Source organism: Achromobacter xylosoxidans (genome assembly GCF_014490035.1).
In the GTDB taxonomy this organism is placed as follows: Bacteria; Pseudomonadota; Gammaproteobacteria; order Burkholderiales; family Burkholderiaceae_B; genus Achromobacter; species Achromobacter bronchisepticus_A.
The window spans coordinates 952,926-976,003 of sequence record NZ_CP061008.1 but is presented as its reverse complement, the minus strand read 5'-3'; the positions used below and the strand labels follow the sequence as shown (position 1 = coordinate 976,003).

Annotated in this window: 16 protein-coding genes and 2 riboswitches; of the genes, 11 read left to right on the top strand and 5 right to left on the bottom strand. The window is 66.9% G+C overall.

Annotation, left to right across the window (positions count from 1 at the left end):
• The first annotated feature begins 52 nt into the window (after positions 1-52).
• The gene (locus tag IAG39_RS04460; RefSeq protein ID WP_059371322.1) at positions 53-538 is read left to right on the top strand and encodes a dihydrofolate reductase; all 486 of its coding nucleotides are present in this window, start codon (positions 53-55) and stop codon (positions 536-538) included.
• A gap of 1 nt (position 539) precedes the next feature.
• On the opposite strand, the gene IAG39_RS04455 is transcribed toward IAG39_RS04460, so the two are convergent.
• Positions 540-1,967 carry a PLP-dependent aminotransferase family protein gene (locus IAG39_RS04455; protein WP_118931382.1) on the bottom strand — a complete coding sequence of 476 codons (1,428 nt, stop codon included), beginning with the start codon at positions 1,965-1,967 and terminating at the stop codon, positions 540-542.
• A gap of 161 nt (positions 1,968-2,128) precedes the next feature.
• Here IAG39_RS04455 and IAG39_RS04450 point away from each other — a divergent pair, with 161 nt between their 5' ends.
• The 10 genes from IAG39_RS04450 to IAG39_RS04405 all read left to right on the top strand — a co-directional run bounded on the left by IAG39_RS04450 (position 2,129) and on the right by IAG39_RS04405 (position 17,109).
• Positions 2,129-3,454, top strand: a complete 1,326-nt coding sequence (locus IAG39_RS04450; RefSeq protein WP_165867756.1) for an aspartate aminotransferase family protein — start codon at positions 2,129-2,131, stop codon at positions 3,452-3,454.
• A 91-nt stretch (positions 3,455-3,545) separates the two neighbouring features.
• The gene (locus IAG39_RS04445; RefSeq protein WP_059371319.1) at positions 3,546-5,039 is read left to right on the top strand and encodes a CoA-acylating methylmalonate-semialdehyde dehydrogenase; all 1,494 of its coding nucleotides are present in this window, start codon (positions 3,546-3,548) and stop codon (positions 5,037-5,039) included.
• Between the two features lie 190 nt (positions 5,040-5,229).
• Positions 5,230-6,738 (top strand): M81 family metallopeptidase, encoded by a 1,509-nt coding sequence (locus tag IAG39_RS04440; RefSeq protein WP_118931383.1) that lies wholly within the window; start codon positions 5,230-5,232, stop codon positions 6,736-6,738.
• Between the two features lie 82 nt (positions 6,739-6,820).
• Positions 6,821-8,386, top strand: coding sequence for an ABC transporter substrate-binding protein (locus IAG39_RS04435; protein WP_054451985.1), 1,566 nt, complete (start codon positions 6,821-6,823; stop codon positions 8,384-8,386).
• 26 nt (positions 8,387-8,412) lie between these two features.
• A complete protein-coding gene (locus IAG39_RS04430) occupies positions 8,413-9,354 on the top strand; it encodes an ABC transporter permease (protein WP_059371317.1) in 942 nt (313 codons plus the stop codon).
• A gap of 4 nt (positions 9,355-9,358) precedes the next feature.
• On the top strand, positions 9,359-10,264 hold the full coding sequence (locus tag IAG39_RS04425; RefSeq protein WP_059371316.1) for an ABC transporter permease: 906 nt from the start codon (positions 9,359-9,361) through the stop codon (positions 10,262-10,264).
• Positions 10,265-10,269: 5 nt separating this feature from the next.
• Positions 10,270-11,961, top strand: coding sequence for an ABC transporter ATP-binding protein (locus tag IAG39_RS04420; protein ID WP_118931384.1), 1,692 nt, complete (start codon positions 10,270-10,272; stop codon positions 11,959-11,961).
• Positions 11,962-11,995: 34 nt separating this feature from the next.
• Positions 11,996-13,405, top strand: a complete 1,410-nt coding sequence (locus tag IAG39_RS04415) for an amidase (protein ID WP_118931385.1) — start codon at positions 11,996-11,998, stop codon at positions 13,403-13,405.
• A gap of 33 nt (positions 13,406-13,438) precedes the next feature.
• On the top strand, positions 13,439-14,914 hold the full coding sequence (locus tag IAG39_RS04410) for a M81 family metallopeptidase (protein ID WP_118931386.1): 1,476 nt from the start codon (positions 13,439-13,441) through the stop codon (positions 14,912-14,914).
• A 230-nt stretch (positions 14,915-15,144) separates the two neighbouring features.
• Positions 15,145-17,109, top strand: coding sequence for a DUF945 family protein (locus tag IAG39_RS04405; RefSeq protein ID WP_118931387.1), 1,965 nt, complete (start codon positions 15,145-15,147; stop codon positions 17,107-17,109).
• Between the two features lie 97 nt (positions 17,110-17,206).
• On the opposite strand, the gene gcvP is transcribed toward IAG39_RS04405, so the two are convergent.
• The 4 genes from gcvP to IAG39_RS04385 all read right to left on the bottom strand — a co-directional run bounded on the left by gcvP (position 17,207) and on the right by IAG39_RS04385 (position 23,049).
• Positions 17,207-20,080 (bottom strand): aminomethyl-transferring glycine dehydrogenase, encoded by a 2,874-nt coding sequence (gcvP, locus tag IAG39_RS04400; protein WP_118931388.1) that lies wholly within the window; start codon positions 20,078-20,080, stop codon positions 17,207-17,209.
• A gap of 103 nt (positions 20,081-20,183) precedes the next feature.
• Positions 20,184-20,561 (bottom strand): glycine cleavage system protein GcvH, encoded by a 378-nt coding sequence (gene gcvH, locus IAG39_RS04395; protein WP_042795177.1) that lies wholly within the window; start codon positions 20,559-20,561, stop codon positions 20,184-20,186.
• Positions 20,562-20,659: 98 nt separating this feature from the next.
• On the bottom strand, positions 20,660-21,760 hold the full coding sequence (gene gcvT / locus IAG39_RS04390; RefSeq protein WP_118931389.1) for a glycine cleavage system aminomethyltransferase GcvT: 1,101 nt from the start codon (positions 21,758-21,760) through the stop codon (positions 20,660-20,662).
• 86 nt (positions 21,761-21,846) lie between these two features.
• A riboswitch (glycine riboswitch) is annotated at positions 21,847-21,969 on the bottom strand.
• Positions 21,970-22,004: 35 nt separating this feature from the next.
• A riboswitch (glycine riboswitch) is annotated at positions 22,005-22,100 on the bottom strand.
• 55 nt (positions 22,101-22,155) lie between these two features.
• Entirely contained in the window at positions 22,156-23,049 is an 894-nt protein-coding gene (locus IAG39_RS04385) for a ZIP family metal transporter (protein WP_059371309.1), read from the bottom strand.
• Positions 23,050-23,078 lie beyond the last annotated feature (29 nt).

The following is a 23,078-nucleotide window of genomic DNA, read 5'->3' as shown; positions in this document are numbered from 1 at the left end:
TTGCTACGCTTGCCGTAGCCAACCGGCCGAACCCCAACCGTCCCGACCCCGCATGCCCGCCAGCCTTACCCTCATCGTCGCCTATTCCACCAATCGCGCCATCGGGCGCGACAACGCCCTGCCCTGGAAACTGCCGGGCGATCTGGCGCATTTCAAGCGCAGCACCCTGGGCCACCCCATCATCATGGGCCGCAAGACCTGGGACTCGCTGGGCCGGCCGCTGCCCGGCCGCAGCAACATCGTGATCAGCCGCAATCCCGATTTCAGCGCCGCGGGCGCCATCGTGGCGCCGTCGCTGGAAGCGGCGATCCAGGCCTGCGGCGACATCGACGCGGCCTATGTGATCGGCGGCGCGCAAATCTACGCGCAAGCCCTGCCGCTGGCGCAACGCGTGCTGGCCACCGAAGTCCGCGCCGAGGTCGAAGGCGACGCCTTCTTCCCCTTGCTGCCCGCCTTTCAATGGAAGGAAACGGCGCGCGAAGCGCAGCCGGCCGAAAACGGCTACGAATACGATTTCGTGACTTACGAGCGGCAGTGACTCAGGCGGCCGCCCCGGCGTTGCGCATGAAACGCCAAAGGGCCGGCGCTTCCGAGTAGGCCACGTTGAAGCGCACCCAGGGCGTATCGGCCTCGTCCGCCTCGAAGTAAGACCCGGGCGCCAGCCAGATGCCGTCTTTCAGCGCCAATTCCGCGAGTCCGTTGGCGCCGCGTTCGCGCCACTGTCCGGCCACCTTGGCCCACAGGAACAGGCCGCCTTGCGGCCTCCCATAGATCTCGAAACCATGCTGCGCCATCAGCTCGCCCACGCCCGCATGAGCCTCCGCCAGCCGTTCGCGGGTGCGGGCGATGTGGGCGCGGTAGCGGCCCTCGCGGATGACCTGGTGCACGATGCGCTCCATGATCTCCGGCGAGGTCAGGCCCACCGCCATCTTGGTGCGCGCGATGTCGCGCGCCAGATCGCGGTGCGCCACCACATAACCCACCCGCACCGACGGACTGATGACCTTGGAGTAGCCGCCCAGGTAGACCACGCGCCGCGCCCCGTCCAGGGCGGCCAGCATGGGCGTTACGCCGGGCGCGAGCTCGCGCGAGATATCGTCTTCCACCACCCACAAGCCGTGCCGCTCGGCCGCCTGCAGGATGCGGAAGGCATTGGCCATGCTGATGCTGGCGCCCGACGGGTTCTGCAATGCGGTGTTGACGACCAGCGCCCTGGGCCGGTGGCGAGCCACCACCGCTTCCAGCGCCTCGCAGTCCAGCCCGTCCGGCGTGCGCGGCACGGACACCGCGCGCAAGCCGGCCAAACGCAGCATCTGCAGCAGATTGGCATAGGCGGGCTGCTCCACCACCACCGTGTCGCCTGGCCGCAGCAAGGTGCGTATCACCATGTCCAGCCCATGCGTCACGCCCTGGGTCAGCACGACCTGCGAGGCCTCGACCTCCATGCCCTGCGCGCTCAGGCTGGCCGCGATGGTCTCGCGCAGTGGCGCATAGCCATAAGGATGCCCGTAGTTCGCGATACGCATGGCCGGCACCCGCCCCATGTGACGCAGGGCCATGTGCAGCCCCTCCTCGTTCAGCCATTCGCCTGGCAGCCAGCCGCAGCCCGATTTGATCGGGATGGAATGGTCCGCGAAGATGTCCGACAGCAGCCAGCCGGCGTTCAGGCGCGGCGGCTCCCAGGACGGCGGCTGGACGGGGCGCGCCGGCGCGTCCGGCGTCGCGACCCGATAGCCCGCGCCCGGCCGCGCCGCCAGCCAGCCCAGCGATACCAGCCTGCTGTAGGCGCTGGCCACCGTGAAGGTGCTGACCTCGTAGAGGCGCGCAAACTCGCGCACCGAAGGTAGGGACATACCCGGACGCAGCGTCTGTTCTTCGATGGCGCGCAGGATGGCGGCGACCAGCTGCTCGACCAGGGTCGGCGCCTGTCCGCGGCCACGGGCGCGGTTGGGCTGGAAATCGATCACGGAGATAACTGTACAGTTGTGTCGTTCATAACTATACAGTTAGCCGCATTTGCGCGGATCGTATATTTTCATTCCCATCCGGACGCACCAGAATCGTTTCAATCCCGCTGGCTGCACAACCGTCGCCCAAGTCCAGCGCTTGTCCGTCCCCTGGAGCCGCCATGAACGTCCCCGACAAACTACCCGACCTGTCCCACCTCTGGATGCCCTTCACTGCCAACAAACAGTTCAAGGCGCACCCGCGCATGCTGGCGACCGCCAAGGGCATGTACTACACCTCGACCGACGGCCGCCAGATCCTGGACGGCACGGCCGGCCTGTGGTGCGTCAACGCCGGCCACGGCCGCGAGGAAATCGTCGCCGCGATCGCCAAACAGGCAGGCGTGATGGACTACGCGCCGGGCTTCCAGCTGGGCCACCCGCTGGCCTTCGAAGCCGCGACCGCCGTCGCCAGCCTGATGCCGCAGGGCCTGGACCGGGTCTTCTTCACGAACTCGGGATCCGAATCCGTCGACACCTGCCTGAAGATCGCCCTGGCCTATCACCGCGCCCGCGGCGAAGGCCAGCGCACCCGCCTGATCGGCCGCGAGCGCGGCTACCACGGCGTGGGCTTCGGCGGCATCTCGGTGGGCGGCATCTCGACCAACCGCAAGACCTTCTCCGGCGCGCTGCTGCCCGCCGTGGACCATCTGCCGCACACCCACAACATCGAGCAGAACGCCTATTCCAAGGGCCAGCCGGCCTGGGGCGCTCACCTGGCCGACGAACTGGAGCGCATCGTCGCGCTGCACGACCCGTCCACCATCGCCGCGGTCATCGTCGAACCGATGGCAGGTTCGACCGGCGTGCTGATCCCGCCCAAGGGCTATCTGGAAAAGCTGCGCGAAATCACCGCCAAGCACGGCATCCTGCTGATATTCGACGAAGTCATCACCGCCTACGGCCGCCTGGGCGCCGCCACGGCATCCGAGTTCTTCGGCGTCACGCCGGACATCATCGCCATGGCCAAGGGCGTGAGCAATGCCGCCGTGCCGGCCGGCGCGGTCGCGGTCAAGCGCGAAGTGCATGACGCCATCGTCAACGGCCCGGCCGGCGGCATCGAGTTCTTCCACGGCTACACCTATTCGGCGCACCCGCTGGCCGCCGCCGCCATCCTGGCCACGCTGGACATCTACCGCCGCGAAGACCTGTTCGGCCGCGCCCGCAAGCTGTCCGGCGCCTTCCAGGACGCCGCCCACAGCCTGAAGGGCGCGCCGCACGTCATCGACGTGCGCAATCTGGGTCTGGTCTGCGGCATCGAGCTGGCGCCGCGCGCCGGCGCTCCCGGCGCGCGCGCCGCCGAAGTCTTCCAGAAGTGCTTCGACAACGGCCTGATGGTGCGCTACACCGGCGACATCATCGCGATCTCGCCCCCGCTCATCATCGAAGAGGCGCAGATCGGCCAGATCTTCGAACAGATCGGCCGCATCCTGAAGGAAGTCGCCTGATCGTCCGCCGCCCCGCGAGGGGCGGTTTTTCGCCTGGGCGGCCGACGGCCGCCCTGTGGCATTTTTCAAAGCCCCAGATTCGAGCGTTCCCATGAAGAAGATCCCGCATTTCATCAATGGCCAGCACTACGACGGCCGCAGCAACCGCTACGCCGACGGCTTCAACCCCGCCACCGGCGAAGTCACCGCTTCCATTCCGCTGGCGTCGAACGACGAAGTCGCGCTGGCCGTGGCCGCTGCCAAGGCCGCGTTTCCGGCCTGGTCCGAAACGCCCGCGCTCAAGCGCGCGCGCATCCTGTTCAATTTCAAGGCGCTGCTGGACAAGCACCAGGACGAACTGGCCGAACTGATCACGCGCGAACATGGCAAGGTCTTCTCCGACGCCAAGGGCGAGGTCACGCGCGGCATCGAAATCGTCGAATTCGCCTGCGGCATTCCGCAGCTGATGAAAGGCCAGTACTCCGACCAGATCGGCGGCGGCATCGACAACTGGAGCATGCGCCAGGCCCTGGGCGTGGTGGCCGGCATCACGCCGTTCAACTTCCCCATGATGGTGCCGTGCTGGATGTTCCCGGTGGCCATCGCTTGCGGCAACACCTTCGTGCTCAAGCCTTCCGAGCGCGATCCCTCGGCGTCCGTGCGCCTGGCCGAACTGCTGGCCGAAGCCGGCCTGCCTGAAGGCGTGTTCAACGTCGTGCACGGCGACAAGCAGGCGGTGGACGCGCTGATCGCGCATCCCGACGTCGAAGCCCTGTCCTTCGTCGGTTCGACGCCGATTGCCGAATACATCTATGCCGAAGGCACCCGCCGCGGCAAGCGCGTGCAGGCGCTGGGCGGCGCCAAGAACCACATGGTGGTCATGCCCGACGCCGACCTGGACCAGGTTACCGACGCGCTGATGGGCGCGGCCTACGGCTCGGCCGGTGAACGCTGCATGGCCATCTCGGTCGCCGTGGCGGTGGGCGACGTGGCCGACAAGGTCGTCGAACGCCTGACGCCGCGCGTCAAGGCGCTGGTGGTCAAGGACGGCATGCAGGGCGATGCCGAAATGGGCCCGCTCGTCACCTCGCAGCATCGCGGCAAGGTCGTGGGCTACATCGAGGACGGCATCGCCGCCGGCGCGACGCTGGTGGTCGACGGCCGCGGCCTGAAGGTGCCGGGCAACGAAAAGGGCTTCTTCCTCGGCGGCACGCTGTTCGACCACGTCAAGCCCGCGATGAACATCTACCGCGAAGAAATCTTCGGCCCGGTGCTGTGCGTGGTGCGCGTGCCGGACTTCGCCTCGGCGGTCGAACTGATCAACGCCCATGAATTCGGCAATGGCGTGGCCTGCTTCACGTCCGACGGCGGCGTGGCGCGCGCCTTCGCGCGCCAGATCAAGGTCGGCATGGTCGGCATCAACGTGCCGATTCCGGTGCCCATGGCCTGGCATTCGTTCGGCGGCTGGAAGCGCTCGCTGTTCGGCGACCATCACGCCTACGGCGAAGAAGGCATCCGCTTCTATTCCCGCTACAAGAGCGTGATGCAGCGCTGGCCCGACAGCATCGCCAAGGGTGCGGAATTCACGATGCCTGTGGCGAAGTGAACCCACCCCCGAAGCGCTGCGCGCTTCCCCCTCAAGGGGGCGTCGCTGCGGACCGGCGGAGCCGGATCCGCGCGACCCCGCTTGGGACGATCTTGCCAGTTAGTTGCGTTGTGCCCGTTTGCAGCGGGAACTGAAATGGGCGCGGCGTAGCCGCGTCTTCCTCATATCAAAAACGACAAGGGGAATCCTGATGCGCATCGGGATAGGCGGCTTTCAGCATGAAACCAATACGTTCGCGCCTTCGCGCGCGGCGTGGGAAGATTTTGCCGAGAAAGGCGGCGGCTGGCCCAAGCTGGTCAGCGGGCCAGCGATGTTCCAGGCGGTGGCGGGCGCCAACATACCGGTGGCGGGCTTTATTGAAGCCATGGGGCGGCACACCTTGCTGCCCACCACCTGGGCCGCGGCCAGTCCTTCGGGACCGGTCACCCAGGATGCGTTCGAACGCATCAGCGCGATGATCCTGCAAGGCCTGTCGCAGGCGCTGCCGCTGGATGGCGTCTACCTGGATCTGCACGGCGCCATGGTCACGGAGCACCTGGACGATGGCGAAGGCGAACTGCTCAAGCGCGTGCGCGAGCTGGTGGGTCCGGACGTCCCCGTCGTCGCCAGCCTGGACTTGCACGCCAACGTTACCCGCGCCATGGTGCGCCACGCCGACGCGCTGGTCTGCTACCGCACCTATCCTCACATCGACATGGCCGAAACCGGGCAGCGCGCAGCCGAATTGCTGGCCAGGCGGCTGGCAGGCGCGCCGCGGCCTTGCGTGGCCCTGCGCGCGCTGCCCTATCTGATTTCACTGTGCTGGCAGTCCACCGATATCGAACCCTCGCGCAGCCTGTACCAGATGGTGGGCGACATCGAAACGCGCGGCGCGCTCAGCCTGTCGTTCGCCACGGGTTTTCCCGCAGCCGACTTCCCCGAGTGCGCCCCCACGGTGTGGGCTTACGGCGCGACCCAAGCCGAAGCCGACGCCGCTGCCGACGAAATGGCGCGCGCCGTGCTCAACGCGGAACGCGACTTCGGCGGCAAGCTCTACACGCCCGACGAAGCCGTGCAGGAAGCCATGCGGCTGGCGCGCGACGCGCACAAGCCCGTGGTCATCGCCGACGCGCAGGACAACCCGGGCGCGGGCGGCAGCTCGGACACCACTGGCGTGTTGCGCGCCCTGATTCGGCACGATGCGCGCGACACCGCCATCGGCCTCATCGTCGACCCCGCGGCCGCGCTGGCCGCCCACCGCGCGGGCGCTGGAAACAAGGTACGCATTGCATTGGGTGGACACTCGGGTATTCCCGACGATGAGCCGCTGGACACCGAGTTCATCGTCGAGAAAACTTCGGATGGACGCTTCGATACGCACGGCGCCTTCTATCGCGGCTTCCATATGGACCTGGGCCCCAGCGCCTGTCTGCGGATCGGCGGCGTACGCATCATCGTCGCCTCCAACAAGGTGCAGATGGCCGACCAGGAGATGTTCCGCTTCGCCGGCGTGGAACCGCAGCGCGCAGCGATCCTGGTGGTCAAGAGCTCCGCCCACTTCCGCGCGGATTTCACTGGCATCGCGGAAAAGATCCTGGTGTGCGCGGCCCCGGGTTCCATGCTGATGGATGCGGCAAAACAACCATGGACACGGTTGCGTCCCGGCATCAGAATGGCGCCTTGCGGACCTGTCTTTTCCGGCGGGTCCGCTACCGCCTGAAGCTCGCACGCCGCCACCGCGCGGCGGACCAACGACGCAGCGGCGCGATGGCGCCGCTCACTACGCATCAAGGGGAACATTCATGCTGAAGTACGTCCGAGCGGCCGCGCTGGCCGGCGCCACCATGATGATGGCTCACGGCGCCTACGCCGAGACCGTCATCAAGTCGGTGATGCACTCGCCTCTGCGCCTGACCGACCCGCACGCCACCACCGCGTACATCACGACGTGGCACGGCTACATGATTTACGACACCCTGCTGGCTACCGACGCCGACAACAAGATCCAGCCGCAGATGCTGGAAAAGTGGGAAGTCTCCCCCGACGGCAAGACCTACACCATGACCTTGCGCGACGGCCAGAAATGGCATGACGGCAAGCCGGTGACGTCCGAGGACTGCGTCGCTTCGATCAAGCGCTGGGCCGCCGGCGACGGCATGGGCCGCACGCTGCTGAAGTTCACCGACAAGATCGAAGTCATCGACGACAAGAACTTCCGCATCGTCATGAAGGAACCCACGGACCTGGCGCTGCGCGCCCTGTCCAAGCCCACCGGCACCGCGCCGTTCATGATGCCCAAGCGCATCGCCGAACAGGCCATCGGCCAGCCCATCACCGACATGACCGGCTCGGGTCCGTTCAAGGTCATCGAATTCAAGCCGGGCGTGAAGACCGTCTACGCCAAGAACGCCGACTACGTGCCGCGCAAGGAGCCCGCCAGCGGCCTGGCCGGCGGCAAGGTCGTCAACGTCGACAAGGTCGAATGGGACGTCATGCCGGATGCGCTGACCACCGCCAACGCGCTGCTGGGCGGCGAGATCGACTTCGTCGAGCAGTTCCCCTATGACCTGCTGCCGATGATCGAAGGCAACAAGGATCTGAAGGAAGAGTCGCTCAGCCCGGTCGGCTACTTCACGATGTACCGCTTCAACTTCAAGTACCCGCCCTTCAACAACAAGAAGGTGCGCCAGGCCGCGATGTACGCCATCGGCCAGGAAGACGTCATGAAGGCGCTGGTCGGCAATCCGAAATACTGGAAGACCTGCGCCTCGCTGTGGGGTTGCGGCACGCCGCTGGAAAGCGACATCGGCAAGGACATGGTGGTGCCGTCCAACATCGAGAAGGCCAAGGCGCTGCTGAAGGAAGCGGGCTACGACAACACGCCCATCCTGGTCATGCACGCGACCGACGTCGGCACGCTGTCGGCCCAGCCGGTGGTGATGGCGCAGGCGCTGCGCAAGGCTGGCTTCAACGTCAACCTGGCCGCGATGGACTGGCAGAGCGTCGCAACGCGCCGCGCCTCGAAGGCTGCGCCCGCGGAAGGCGGCTGGAACATCCACAACACCAACTGGTACGCCACGGACGTGATGGACCCGGTCCGTTCCGCCCCGGCCGCGGCCAACGGCGACAACGCCTGGTTCGGCTGGCCCGACTTCCCGCAGATCGAAGAGTTGCGCACGAAGATGGCGCTGACCTCCGACCCCGCGGAACAGAAGAAGATCGCCGAGGAAGTGCAGCGCATCGGCATCGATGAAGGCCTGTACGTCCCGCTGGGCCAGATGTCCGTGCCCACCGTCTACTCGACCAAGCTCTCGGGCCTGGTGCACGCGCCGGTGTTCGCGTTCTGGAACGTCAAGAAAGCCCCTTGATGGGCAAGTAGTTCAGGGGGAAATTCATGCTGGCATTTGTCTCACGCCGGCTCCTCGCGACCATCCCCGTTCTGGTGATGGTCGCGGTGGTGGTCTTCGCGATATTGCGTTTCAGCCCGGGAGATCCGGCCATCATCATGGCGGGCGACGGCGCCACGCCCGAGCGCATCGTCCAGATACGCCAGACGATGGGCCTGGACCAGCCGGTCATCAAACAATTCTTCATCTGGGGCGGCAAGCTCCTGCAAGGCGACCTGGGCACCTCGCTCATGTCCGGCGTGCCGGTCACCAAGCTGATCGGCCAGCGCCTGGAACCGTCGCTCAGCCTGGCGGTGCTGACCTTGGTGTTCACCCTGCTCGTCGCCATTCCGCTGGGCGTGCTGGCCGCATGGCGTCAAGGCAAGCTGCTGGACCGCGCCGTGATGGGCTTCTCGGTGCTGGGATTCTCCGTGCCGGTCTTCGTCACGGGCTACGTGCTGATCTGGCTCTTCGCCATCAAGCTGGGCTGGTTCAACGTGCAGGGCTACGCGCCGCTGGCCAAGGGTTTCTGGCCTTACCTGCACCGCCTCATCCTGCCGTCGCTGGCGCTGTCCACGGTCTACGTGGCGCTGATCGCGCGCATCACGCGCACCAGCGTCATCGAGGTCATGGGCGAGGATTTCATCCGCACGGCGCGCTCCAAGGGCCTGGGCGAAACCGGCGTGCTGCTGGGCCACGCCCTGCGCAACGCCGCCGTGCCCATCGCCACGGTGGTGGGCCTGGGCATCGCGCTGCTGATCAGCGGCGTGGTCGTGACGGAATCGGTGTTCAACATCCCCGGCCTGGGCCGGCTGGTGGTGGAAGCCGTGCTCGCGCGCGACTACCCCGTCATCCAGGGCCTGACGCTCTTCTTCGCGTTCGTCTACGTGTTCATCAATCTGGTTGTCGATTGCGCCTACACGGTGTTCGACCCGCGAATCAGGTATTAACGCCATGCAAACGCCAACCGATGCCGCCGCGCAAGCGGCCGCCGATCTCCCCGGAGGCGGCACGCCCCAGGCTACCGCCTGGCGCCAGATCCGCCAGGGACTCAAGAGCTGGCCCGTGATGCTGGCGCTGATCGTGCTGGTGGCGGTCGTCGCCATCGCGCTGTTCGCGCCGCTGCTGGGTACGGTCGACCCCACTTCCATCAACCCCGGCGCGCGCCTGAAGCCGCCCTTCTCCGACTACCTGCTGGGCACCGACGCCTTTGGCCGCGACGTCTGGTCGCGCGTGGCCTACGGCGCGCGCATCTCGCTGATCGCGGGCCTGGGCGCGGCGCTGGTCAGCGTCGCCATCGGCCTGGTCATCGGCGTGATCGCCGGCTGGTTCCGTTCGCTGGACGGGCTGATCATGCGCACCATGGACGCCATCATGGCCATCCCCGGCATCCTGCTGGCGATCGCCCTGGTGTCGGTCACGGGCGCCAGCATCACCACCGTGCTGGTCGCCATCACCATCCCGGAAATTCCGCGGGTGGTGCGGCTGGTGCGCGGCCAGATCCTGACCGTGCGCGGCGAACCCTATGTCGAAGCCGCGCTGGCCCTGGGCACACCACTGCCGCTGCTGCTGTGGCGCCACATGGTGCCCAGCACGATCGCGCCGCTGACGGTGCAGGGTACCTATGTGTTCGCCTCCGCCATGCTCACCGAAGCCATCCTGAGCTTCCTGGGCGCGGGCATCCCGCCCGAGATCGCCTCCTGGGGCAACATCATGTCCGAAGGACGCATGTACTTCCGCATGCTGCCCGGCCTGATCCTGTTCCCCGGCCTGTTCCTGTCGCTGACCGTGCTCAGCGTGAACATCCTGGGCGACGCCTTGCGCGACGCGCTGGACCCGAAAATGGTGCGCAGGATCTGATGCCGATGACCTATTCCCCCACTCCTCCCGCAGGCGATACCTCCACCGCCATCCTGGCCATCCGCAACCTCTCGGTGGAAGTCGCCGGCGCCGGCAACCGCGTCGTGCGCAACCTGAGCCTGGACGTGCATGCCGGCGAAACCGTGTGCGTCGTCGGCGAATCCGGCTCCGGCAAATCCGTCACCTCGCTGGCCGTCATGGGCCTGCTGCCTCCCGGCGTGCTGGGCGTCAGCGCGGGTTCGATCCGCGTGGAAGGCGAAGACGTGGTCACCGCCACGCAGCGCCGCCTGCGCGAGATGCGCGCCACGCGCATGGCCATGGTGTTCCAGGAGCCCATGACCGCCCTGAACCCCGTGCACACCGTGGGCAAGCAAGTCGACGAGGTGCTGCGCCTGCACCGCAAGCAGATGTCGGCCGCGGACCGCCGCGCCAAGGTGCTGGACATGTTCCGGTCGGTGCACCTGCCCGACGTCGAGCGCATCTTCGAGGCCTATCCGCACCAGCTGTCGGGCGGCCAGCGCCAGCGCATCGTCATCGCCATGGCGCTGATCCTGGAGCCCAAGCTGCTGATCGCGGACGAGCCGACCACGGCGCTGGACGTCACCACGCAGAAGCAGATCCTGGCGCTCATCAAGGAACTGCAGGTCAAGCACCAGACCGCCGTACTGTTCATCACCCACGACTTCGGCGTGGTGGCCGAGATCTCCGACCGCATCGTGGTGATGAACCGCGGCGACCTGATCGAAAGCGGCACGCGCAACGAGATCCTGGCCGAGCCCAAGCAGTCCTATACCCGCCGGCTGGTGTCGTCGGTCCCCAGCCTGGTGCCCTCGCGCCGCGAGGCGCCGGCCGGCATGCCGGTGCTGCACGTCAAGGGCCTGGGCCGCACCTACGGCACCAAGAGTTCGCTGTTTTCGCGCCAGGCTGCGCGCAACGTGATCGCGGCCGCCGACGTCAACCTGACGCTGCGCAAGGGCGAGATCCTGGGCATCGTGGGCGAGTCCGGCTCGGGCAAATCCACCGTGGCGCGCTGCATCGTGCGCCTGATCGAACCCACCGCGGGCCACATGATGATGGGCGGCGAAGACCTCAGCACCTTGTCCGGCTCGGCGCTGCGCCCGGTGCGCCGCCGCATCCAGATCGTGTTCCAGGATCCGTACCGTTCGCTGAATCCGCGCCGCACCGTCGGCGAATCCATCATCGAGGGCCTGCTGAATTTCGGCGTGGCCCGCGAACAAGCACTGAAACGCGCCGGCGAAACGCTGAGCGTCGTGGGCCTGAGTCCCGACGCGATGAACCGCTATCCCCACCAGTTCTCCGGCGGCCAGCGCCAGCGCATCTGCATCGCGCGCGCCCTGGTCATGGACCCCGAGATTCTGGTGGCCGACGAAGCCGTGTCCGCCCTGGACGTATCGGTGCAGGCGCAGGTGCTGGAATTGCTGGAACAGGTACGCCAGCGCACCGGCGTGGGCGTGCTGTTCATCACCCACGACCTGCGCGTGGCCGCGCAGATCTGCGACACCATCATGGTGATGCAGCGGGGCAAGGTCGTCGAGACCGGCTCCGCCGAAACCGTGCTGACCGAACCGCGCCACGAATACACACGGGCCCTGATCGACGCCGCCCCCGGACGCGACTGGGACTTCCGCAACTTCCGGCCGGTCGCGGCCGGCCTGGGCCACACCGCCGCGCCCTGAAACGCGCGCAGCCTGTACACACACTGGAACCGCAATGCCGCAACCGCATGAACTGTCCGCCGTGGAGCTGCTCCAGGCCTACCGCGACAAGACGCTCTCGCCCGTCGAGGTCACCCGATCCGTGCTGGACCACATCGCGCGCTGGGAACCGCAGTTGAAGGCCACCTACGCGCTGGATGCGGACGGCGCTCTGGCGCAGGCCCGCGCCTCCGAAGCCCGCTGGATGAAAGGCGAGCCGCTGGCGACCGGCGGGCACACGCTGGACGGCGTTCCCGCCACCATCAAGGAAAACATCGCCACGCGCGGCGTGCCGGTGCCGCTGGGCACGGCAGCGACGGAATTGAAGCCTGCCGCCGCCGATGCGCCGCCAGCCGCCCGCATGCGCGAGGCCGGCGCCGTGCTGCTGGGCAAGACCACCATGCCCGACTTCGGCATGCTGTCCTCGGGCCTGTCCAGCTTCCATGAACTGACCCGCAACCCCTGGGATCTGACCAAGAACCCGGGCGGCTCCAGCGCCGGCGCGGGCGCCGCGGCGGCCGCCGGTTACGGCCCGCTCCATATCGGCACCGACATCGGCGGCTCCGTGCGCCTGCCGGCGGCCTGGTGCGGCATCGCCACGCTCAAGCCCAGCCTGGGCCGCATCCCCATCGACCCGCCGTTCATGGGCCGCTGCGCCGGCCCCATGACGCGTACCGTCGCCGACTCGGCGCTCATGATGGGCGTGCTGTCGCAGCCCGACGCGCGCGACCACATGAGCCTGCCTTACCAGGACTTCGACTGGCTGGACCTGGAACTCGACCTGCGCGGCCTGCGCATCGGCCTGCTGATGGACGCGGGCTGCGGCCTGCCGCTGGATCCTGAAATCCGCGCCGCGGTCGAGGCCGCAGCCCGCGCCTTCGAAGCCGCCGGCGCCATCGTCACGCCGATGCAGCCCTGGATGACGCCGGACATGCTGGAAGGCGTGGACCGCTTCTGGCGCACGCGCTCGGCCGTCGACCTGTCGGCCTTGTCGCAGGCGCGCCGCGACAAGATCCTGCCCTTCATCCGCACCTGGGCGGAAAGCGGCGGCGGCCAGTCCGGCGAGGCCGTGTTCCGCAGCTATTACGAAACCATGAACGTGCGCGCCAGGACGGTAGCGGCTTGCGCGCCCTATGACTACGTGCTTTCGCCCGTGGCCCCGGTGGTCGCCTACAACGCCAAATGGCCGTCGCCCACCAACGAGGTCGCGACCACCATGCACCACATCGGATTCACGCTGCCCTACAACATGAGCGAGCAGCCCGCGGCGTCCGTCAATTGCGGCTATACCAAGGCCGGCCTGCCCATCGGCCTGCAGATCGCGGGCGCGCGCTTTGACGACCTGGGTGTGCTGCGCATGGCGCGCGCCTGGGAAGCCATGCGGCCTGAACAACACCCCTGGCCCCAGCCTCCCCGGGCTGCCTGACCGATCCTCAACAGCAAACCCACAGGAATTCCCATGCGTTGGCTTTTGGCAATGATCAAGCACGAGACGAATACGTTTTCGCCCGTGCCTACCCCGCTTGAACGCTTCTTCCGCGGCAATCCCGAGATCCTGGCCGGCGAACGCGCCATCAAGGCCTACGAGAACACCGACAGCGGCCTGGGCGGCTATATCGAAGTGGCGCGGCGCGAAGGCGCCGAGATGGTCGTGCCCGTGGCGGCCGAGTCCTGGCCCAGCGGCCCCGCCAGCGCCGAAACCCACGAACGGCTATGCAAGCTGGTCCTGGACGAGGTCCAGCGCGGCGGCTACGACGCCATCCTGCTCGACCTGCACGGCGCCATGGTCGCCGAAGGCGTGGAGGACGCCGAGGGCGACCTGCTGCGCCGCCTGCGCGAGATCGATCCGCACACGCCCGTGGCGGTGACGCTGGACATGCACGCCAACATCTACGACGACATCGTCAAGCATGCCACGGTCATCACGGGCTTCCATACCTATCCGCACGTGGACATCCGCGCGGCCGGCCTGCGCGCCGCGAACGTGATCGCGCGCACCCTCAAGGGCGAGATCAAGCCGGTCATGTCCTGGGCCAACAAACCCATGCTGCCGCACATCATGTGCCAGGGCACCCACGCGGCGCCCAACCAGCCGCTACAGGAACGCTGCAAGGCAATGGAAGCCGGCGGCGTCCTGGCCGCTTCCGTCTTCGTGGGATTCCCGCACGCCGACATTCGCGAAGCCGGCCTGAGCGCGGTGGTCTGTACCGACGGCAACCTGCCCGAGGCGCAGCGCCACCGCGACGAGCTGCTGGACCAAGCCTGGAACGGCCGCGCCGACTGGGTGTTCCACCCGGAGCCGCTGGCGCCCACCATTGCCCGCGCCAAGGCCATCGAACAAGGCCCGGTCGTGCTGCTGGACCACTACGACAATACCGGTTCCGGCGGCACCATGGACACCACCGCCGTGCTGGCGGAAGTGCTGCGCCAGGAACTGGAGAACGTGGTCTTCTACGCCATTTGCGACCCGCAGGCCGCACTCGAGGCGGCTGCCGCAGGCGTGGGCCAGACCATCACGATCCAGCTCGGCGGCAAGCTGGCCATGCCCGCCATCAAGGAACCCAGCGAGCCGCTGGAGGTCACCGGCCGCGTCAAGCTGGTGTTCGACGGCGTCTACCTGAACCGCGGCCCCATGTACCGCGGCGTGCGCAACGACACCGGCCTGACGGTCGTGATCGACACGGGCCGCGTGGAAATCGTGGTGGTGTCCCGTCACCAGGAGCCGTTCGACATCAATTGCCTGCTGTCGGCCGGCATCGATCCGCTGCAAAAGCGCTATGTCGTGCTCAAGAGCCGCGTGCACTGGCGCGCGGGCTTTTCCGACATGGCGACGCAGGTCATCGAATGCACCGGCGTGGGGGTGACCACCTCGGACTACGGCCAGCTTGATTTCAAGCACGTGCGCCGGCCCATCTATCCCCTCGATCCGATGTAGACCCGGCCGCAGCGCCCACCCCGGAAAGCCGGCGCAACTGCGCCGGCTTTCATTTTGAAATCTTCTGTAACGGTGAGCGCCCTCAGATGACCATCGGCCTCGGTATACTCGCCGCGGGCCTTACAGGCCGATGAATACGTGTATTCCGATGGCGGGCGTCAGCGTCCGGCGGCCATAAGCAGCCGCGGTTCACCGGATATGACTCGATAATCAACGATACAAGCAGAACGATGAAAAAGAGCGTAGCGATCACCCTGGGCGTGGTCATAGTGGGAGCGGGAAGCTGGGTCGGGGCCACGTGGTACACCGGCAAGCGCATCGAGGAAAGCTCGCAGCGCCACCTGGCGGAAGCCAACGAAAAGCTGGCCAAGATCACGCCTCTGTTCGGTCTGCGCATCGATCAGCTCAAGTACGAGCGCGGCCTGTTCTCGACGCAGGCGCGTTATGGCGTGTCGCTGGTCAAGGGCGACAAGGTCGCCGAAGACCTGCCCAAGGGCATGATCGAGTTCGACGCATCCATCGAACACGGCCCCTTCCCCAAGAGCGCGCTGGCGCGCGGCGCCATCGCGCCCAAGCTGGCGTTCACGCACGCCGAGCTCGCCAAGACCGAAAACATCAAGGAGCTGTTCGAGCTGACCAAGGGCGTCGCGCCCCTGAGCGCCGACACGATCATCAGTTTCGGCGGCTTCGCCACCTCCACCGCCAATATCGCCCCCGTGCAGATCACGCACGAAGGCAACGCCGTCAATTTCAGCGGCATGGCGATCAACGGCACCTTCGACCGCGCGCTGCAGGCCGTCACGGCGCACGCCCTGATGGAAACGCTGTCGGTGGATGGCGAAAAATCGGACGATCCCATCAAGATGCTGGTGTCCGGCCTGACGATGGACGTCAACAGCCGCATGGGCAAGTTCGGCCTGTCCATTGGCGACTCCAGCGTCAAGCTCAAGCGCATCGACGTCACCCGCCCTGGCGACGACGTCAAGGTCTCGCTGGACAACCTGGGCTACGGCGTCAAGCTGGCCGAAGACGACAAGAACGTCAACGTCGAAGCCACCTACCAGACCGGCAACATCACTCTGAATGACGTGGCCTTGGGCAACGGCCAGGCCGTGATCAAGCTCGCCAAGCTGGACGGCGCCGCCATCAAGCAGCTGTCGGACACCTACAACCAGATCGTGCGCCAGTACATGCTGGGCGCCAGCGACGAAGGCCTGAAGGACGAGCAGTTCGACGCCGTGCTGGAAAACGCCGGCAAGCTGCTCAACGGCAACCCCACGTTCAGCATCGACCCGATCAGCTGGAAGACCGACAAGGGCGAAAGCAAGCTGACCTTCGCCCTGGACCTGACCAATCCGCCCAACGTCAAGGACCTGACGCCCCAGGAGATCATGGTCAAGGCCATCAAGCAGATCGATGCCACCCTGGTCATCTCCAAGCCCATGGTGCGCGACCTGATCGTGCAGTACGCCGTCAAGAAGCAAGGCTTGACCGCGGAGAAGGCCGCCGAGGAAGCCGACGACCAGATGCGCTCGATGTCCGGCATGGCTGAAATGCTCAACGTCGGCAAGAACGACGGCGACAACATCATCGGCAAGTTCCACTACGCCGATGGCATGGGCGACCTGAACGGCCAGAAGATCCCCGCCGACGAACTGTTCTCGGGCCTGCTGGGCGCGACCGGCATGGACGACGACATGGACGGCATGGAAGAGGAAGGCGAACCGGCCGAAGGCGCGGAACTTGCCGCGCCCTCCGACACCGCGTCCGTGGCCGGCTACATGCAGGACTTCGACGTGGACACCGTGACGACCATGCTGGACGACATGGTCTACAACCCGCGCAAGCAGGACGGCGACGAAGGTCCGGTCCTGATCCTGGATCCCCGCGACACCGGCGCCAGCGAGCTGCGCGTCGACTTCCTGTGCAACGACTTCACCGAGAAGTGCCATGACCTCGTTGTGACCGCGACCTACAGCAGCAAGAAGCCGGTCTCGCTCAAGGCCATCAACGCCTGGAACCAGGAATACCGCTGGACCCGCGCCTACCTGGACGACAAGAACCGGGCCGTGCTGCAGATGGACATGAACTCGGAAGGCGGCATCGGCAAGGAAAACCTGCAGATCATGCTCAACACGTTCTTCAGCATCGCGGAAGACTTCTCGGTGGCCAGCAAGGCCGCGCCGGCGAAGTAAGCCTCGGCTGACGCAAGACAAAAAAATCCCCCATCTTTCGGATGGGGGATTTTTTTTGCCTAGGGGCCCGGCTCGCGCCGGGACTCGCGGCCCACGCTCAGGCGTAGGCTTCGATCGGCAAGCAGGCGCAGACCAGGTTACGGTCGCCGTAGGCGTTATCCACGCGGGCAACCGGCGGCCAGTACTTGGCGTCGCGCAGCGAAGCCACCGGGTAAGCGGCCTGCTGGCGCGGGTAGTCGTGCAGCCATTCCTCGGCCAGCAGCATCTGCGCGGTGTGCGGCGCGTTCTTCAGGACGTTATCCTCGGCATCGCGCTCGCCGCGCTCGACCTGGGCGATTTCTTCGCGGATCGAGATCATCGCGTCGATGAAGCGGTCCAGTTCGGCAACGCCTTCCGATTCGGTCGGCTCGACCATCAGCGTGCCGGCAACCGGGAAGCTCATGGTGGGCGCATGGAAGCCGTAGTCCATCAGGCGCTTGGCGATGTCTTCGGCGCTGATGCCGCTGGTTTCCTTGAGCGGACGCACATCGAGGATGCACTCGTGCGCCACGCGGCCATTGCGGCCCGCATACAGGACCGGATAGTGGTCGCGCAGGCGGGTCGCGATGTAGTTGGCGTTGAGGATGGCGACTTCGGTGGCGCGGCGCAGGCCGTCGGCGCCCATCAGCGAGATGTACACGAACGGAATCGGCAGGATGCCGGCCGAGCCGAACGGCGCGGCCGACACCGGGCCGACCTTGGCGTCGCCGGGCAGCTTGCCCTGCTCGTTCACCACGCCCGGCAGGTACGGCGCCAGGTGCGCGCGCACCGCCACGGGACCCACGCCGGGGCCGCCGCCGCCGTGCGGAATGCAGAAGGTCTTGTGCAGGTTCAGGTGGGACACGTCCGAACCGAACTTGCCCGGCTGGGCCACGCCCACCATCGCGTTCATGTTGGCGCCGTCCAGGTAGACCTGGCCGCCGGCCTGGTGCACCAGATCGCAGATCTCGGTGACGGCTTCCTCGAACACGCCATGGGTCGACGGATACGTGATCATCAAAGCGGCCAGCTTGTCGCCGACCTGTTCGATCTTGGCGCGCAGATCAACCAGATCGACGTTGCCGTTGGCGTCCGACGCCACCACCACCACGTCCATGCCGGCCAGTTGCGCCGAGGCCGGGTTGGTGCCGTGCGCCGACGACGGGATCAGGCAGATGTTGCGCTGATGCTGGCCGTTGGCCTGATGGTAGCCGCGGATCGCCAGAAGGCCCGCGTACTCGCCCTGCGCGCCCGAGTTGGGCTGCAGGCTGATGTTGTCGTAGCCGGTGATCTCGCACAGCGCGGCCGACAGGCGGTCGATCAGTTCGTTGTAGCCCTGGCTTTGCGAAGCCGGCGCGAACGGGTGGATCAGCGCGAACTCGGGCCAGGTGATGGGGATCATCTCGGCGGTCGCGTTGAGCTTCATGGTGCACGAGCCCAGCGGGATCATGGTGCGATCCAGCGCCAGATCCTTGTCGGCCAGCTTGCGCAGGTAGCGCAGCATGTCGGTTTCCGACTGCACGCTGGAGAACACCGGGTGCGTCAGGATCGCGCTTTCGCGCGCCACGCCGGCGGGGATGCCACTGGCGGCGGCCGCGTCCAGGGCGTCGATGTCGAGCTCGACGTCGTCACGTTCCAGGCCGGCGGCGAAGACATTGACCAGCGCCTGCAGGTCGGCCACGGTCACGGTCTCGTCCAGCGACACCGCCAGGCGGGCGCCGTCGACGCGGCGCAGGTTGATGTGCGCACAATCGGCGGCGGTCAGGATGGCCGGCGTCGCCGCGCCGGTTTCCAGCAGCAGCGTATCGAAGAAGGTGTCGTTGACGACGTTCACGCCCAGCTTGACCAGCTCGGCGCGCAGGATGGCGGTGCTGCGCTGCACGCGCTCGGCGATGCGGCGGATGCCGGCCGGACCGTGCCACACGGCGTACATGCCGGCCATCACGGCCAGCAGCACTTGTGCGGTGCAGATGTTGGAGGTGGCTTTTTCGCGGCGGATGTGCTGTTCGCGCGTCTGCAGCGCCAGCCGCATGGCCGGGTTGCCCTGCGCGTCCTTGGACACGCCGACCAGGCGGCCAGCCATGTTGCGCTTGAAGGCGTCCTTGCAGGCCATGAAGCCGGCATGCGGGCCGCCGAAGCCGAACGGCACGCCGAAACGCTGGGCCGAACCGATGGCGATATCCGCGCCCCATTCGCCGGGCGCGGCCAGCAAGGCCAGCGCCAGCAGGTCGGTGGCGACGGCCACGATGGCGCCTTGCGCATGCGCGGCTTCAGCCAGCTTGCGGTAGTCGGCGACGGAGCCGGTGCTGTGCGGGTATTGCAGCAGCACGCCGAAGCACTCGGGCAGGCCTTCGGCCTCGTCGCCGATGGTGATTTCAATGTCCAGGCCTTCGGCGCGCGTGCGCACGACTTCGATGGTCTGGGGATGCACGTGGCGCGAAATGAAGAACACCGGGCTCTTCGACTTGGCGCTGCGGCGTGCCAGCGTCATCGCTTCGGCGGCGGCGGTGCTTTCGTCCAGCAGCGAGGCGTTGGAGATGTCCAGCCCGGTCAGGTCGGCGACCATGGTCTGGTAGTTCAGGAGGGCTTCGAGGCGACCCTGCGAGATCTCGGGCTGGTAAGGCGTGTAGGCCGTGTACCAGGCAGGATTCTCAAGAATGTTGCGCAACACCACGTTGGGCGTCTGCGTGCCGTAATACCCCTGGCCGATGTAGCTGCGGTAGACCTTGTTGCGGCCGGCGATCTGCTTCAGTTCGGCCAGCACGTCGGTTTCGCTGCGCGAGGCGGGCAGCGCCAGCGGGGCCTGGCTGCGGATCTTGGGCGGCACGACTTCTTCGATCAGGGCGTCCAGGCTGGCGCTGCCGATGACGGCAAGCATGGCGGCCTGGTCGGCGTCGGAAGGGCCGATGTGGCGGGGAATGAAGTCGGTGTGGGTGTCTAGGGCGCGCGACATGGAGAGGTCTCGGGATAGCGGGTGTCGTCGGAGGACGGACGGTATTGCATCTTGCGGAACGGGCGCGTGGCTGGCGCCTGCGCGCCCGTTCCGGCCAGGCGGCTTAGCCGTTGGCGACGGCTTCGTAGCCGGCGGCGTCGAGCAGCTTGTCGGCGTCGGCGGCGTTGACCGGCTTGATCTTGAAGATCCAGGCGGTGAAGGCCGATTCGTTGATCAGGTTGGGATTGTTTTCCAGCTCTTCGTTGAACGCGACGATTTCGCCGGCCACGGGAGCGTAGATGTCCGAAGCGGCCTTGACCGATTCGACCACGCCAGCGGTTTCACCGGCGTTCAGCTTGGCGCCGACCTTCACGTCGCCAACGAAGACCAGGTCGCCCAATTGATCCTGGGCGGTATCGGTGATGCCGACGACGAACACGTCGCCTTCGGCTTTGACCCATTCATGGGACTCGGTGTACTTGCGATCGGTGGGCAGACTCATGGGAACTCCTGAGGGAATGCGGGTAGATGAATGGTGTTGCGCGCCTCGCGCGGGCGGCCGTCGCCCCAGGGGCCGGCGGCTCGCGCGAAGCTTCGAGTTTACGAGTGTTCGACCGCTTTGCCGTTACGCACGAACGGCAATTTGCAAGCCAGGGCGGGCACCCATTTGCCGCGGATGTCGACCTCGACCGTGTCGCCCGGCTTGACGCCTTGCGGCAGGCGGGCAAAGCCGATCGACACGCCCAGCGTCGGCGACATGGTGCCGCTGGTGAGCTCGCCCGTGCCTTCCTTGGTGCGCACGGCCATATGCGCGCGCATCACGCCGCGCTCTTGCAGCTTCAGGCCGATGAAGGTGGCGGGCGTGGCGAACTGTTCCAGCGCGTCGCGGCCGATGAAGCGGCGCTCGGCGTTCTTCAGGGACACGGTCCAGGTCAGGCCGGCCTGGTCGGGCTGGGTCAGCTCGTCCATGTCCTGGCCGTAGAGATTCATGCCGGCTTCCAGGCGCAGCGTGTCGCGCGCGCCCAGGCCGCAGGGACGAACGCCCTGGGCGACCAGGTCGCGCCACAGTTGCACCACGTCGGCGGCGGGCAGCACGATTTCAAAACCGTCCTCGCCGGTGTAGCCGGTACGGGCCACCAAGGTGTCGTCACCCACGCGGGCGGCCACGAAGGGCGTCAGCGGCTCGCTGGCGGCCTGCCAGGCCGGGCGCGCGGCCCAGACCTTGGCGCGGGCGTTCGGGCCTTGCACGGCCACCATGGCCAGGTCGCGGCGCGGGTTGATGGCGACGTCGAACTGGCCGGCCTGCTTGACGCGCTGCATCCAGGCGACGTCCTTGTCGGCCGTGCCGGCATTGACCACGACGCGCCATTCGTCGGCGGCGAAGAAATAGATGATCAGGTCGTCGATCACGCCGCCTTGCGGGTTCAGCATGCAGCTGTACAGCGCCTTGCCGGGCACGGTCAGCTTGGACACGTCGTTGGCGACCAGACGCTGCAGGAAGGCGAACGCGTCCGGACCGGCCACGTCGACGTTCAGCATGTGCGACACGTCGAACATGCCGGCGTCCTGCCGCACCGCGTGGTGCTCTTCCAGTTGCGAACCGTAGGCCAGCGGCATGTCCCAGCCGCCGAAGTCGACCATGCGGGCGCCAGAGGCGATGTGTTCTTCAGCCAGCGGGGTGCGTTTGAGGGTTGCGGACATGCGCGGAAACTCCGGGGCGGCAGTGTTGCCAGGGTTACGGAATGCCAGTGGTGCCAAGCGGGGTGCACTTGTACAACGGCTGAATCTTCCGCCCCTCTGTCCTTTTGCCTGAGAGTTGCCCCGCATGGCGGGTTTGCACCTTCGGCGCCTGGGCTGCTCGCTATGTCCCTAGTTCAGGGGCGGCGCCAGGTCTCTCCAGAGTACTGTTTTGCCGCGTCCGCGCGGTAAAAAAACCGGGACAGGGCAAGCATGGGCGGTATGGGTTACCTGAGCGATTCCGGGCGAATTGCGCCTTCGGCGGCGGCCGGACGTACAGGCCGCTCTCTCCCGCAACATGCGTGACAGCGGCGCAAGCATACAACGAAAGCCGCAGCCAGGGAATGCCTGCGGCGGCCTCAGCCCAGCGCCGTGTCCAACAACATCATCAGCACGAAACCCAGCATCAGCCCGCAGGTCGCGTAGACCTCATGCCCCTTGCGGTGCGATTCGGGGATGATCTCGTGGCTGATCACGAACAGCATGGCGCCCGCGGCAAAACCCAGGCCCCAGGGCAGCAGCGGCTCGGACCAGCCCACCACGGCGGCGCCCAGGACCGCGCCCAGCGGCTCGACCAGGCCGGACAGCATGCCCAGCGCCACGGCAAACGCGCGCTGGTAGCCCGCCGCCAGCAGCGCCACCGCCACCACCAGCCCTTCGGGAATGTCCTGGATAGCAATGCCGGTGGCCAGCGCGGTGCCGCGCATGGCGTCGTTGCCCGCATAGCCCACGCCAATGGCCAGGCCCTCCGGCAGGTTATGCAGGGTGATGGCGAAAACGAACAGCCAGGTACGGCGCAGGCGGTGCGCCTCGATGCCTTCCCGGCCCTTGATGAAATGCTCGTGCGGCAGGGTACGGTCCATGAGCAGCAGCACCGCCGCGCCCAGCAACACGGCAGCGCCTACCGTCAAGCCGGCGCCCCAGGGGCCATAACCCAGGTCGCGACCCGCCGCGATGCCCGGCGCCACCAGCGAAAAGGCGCTGGCGGCCAGCATCACGCCGGCGCCGAAGCCGAACATGCTGTCCTGCATTTTCTGGGGGATGGTCCGGGCGAACAGGATGGGCAAGGTGCCCAGGGCGGTAGCGCCAGCTGCGACCAGTCCGCCCAGAAGGGCATCGCCCACGTGCGGCGCACGCACGTCCAGATAGACCCACAGCTGGTGCAGGCCCAGGCAGGCCACCAATACGGCCAGGGTCCACACGCTGATGCTGGTGGCCGCCGGCCGCACGCGATGACGGCTGAAGGTATTCATGTGCCGCTGCCCTCCTTGCGAGAGATGCG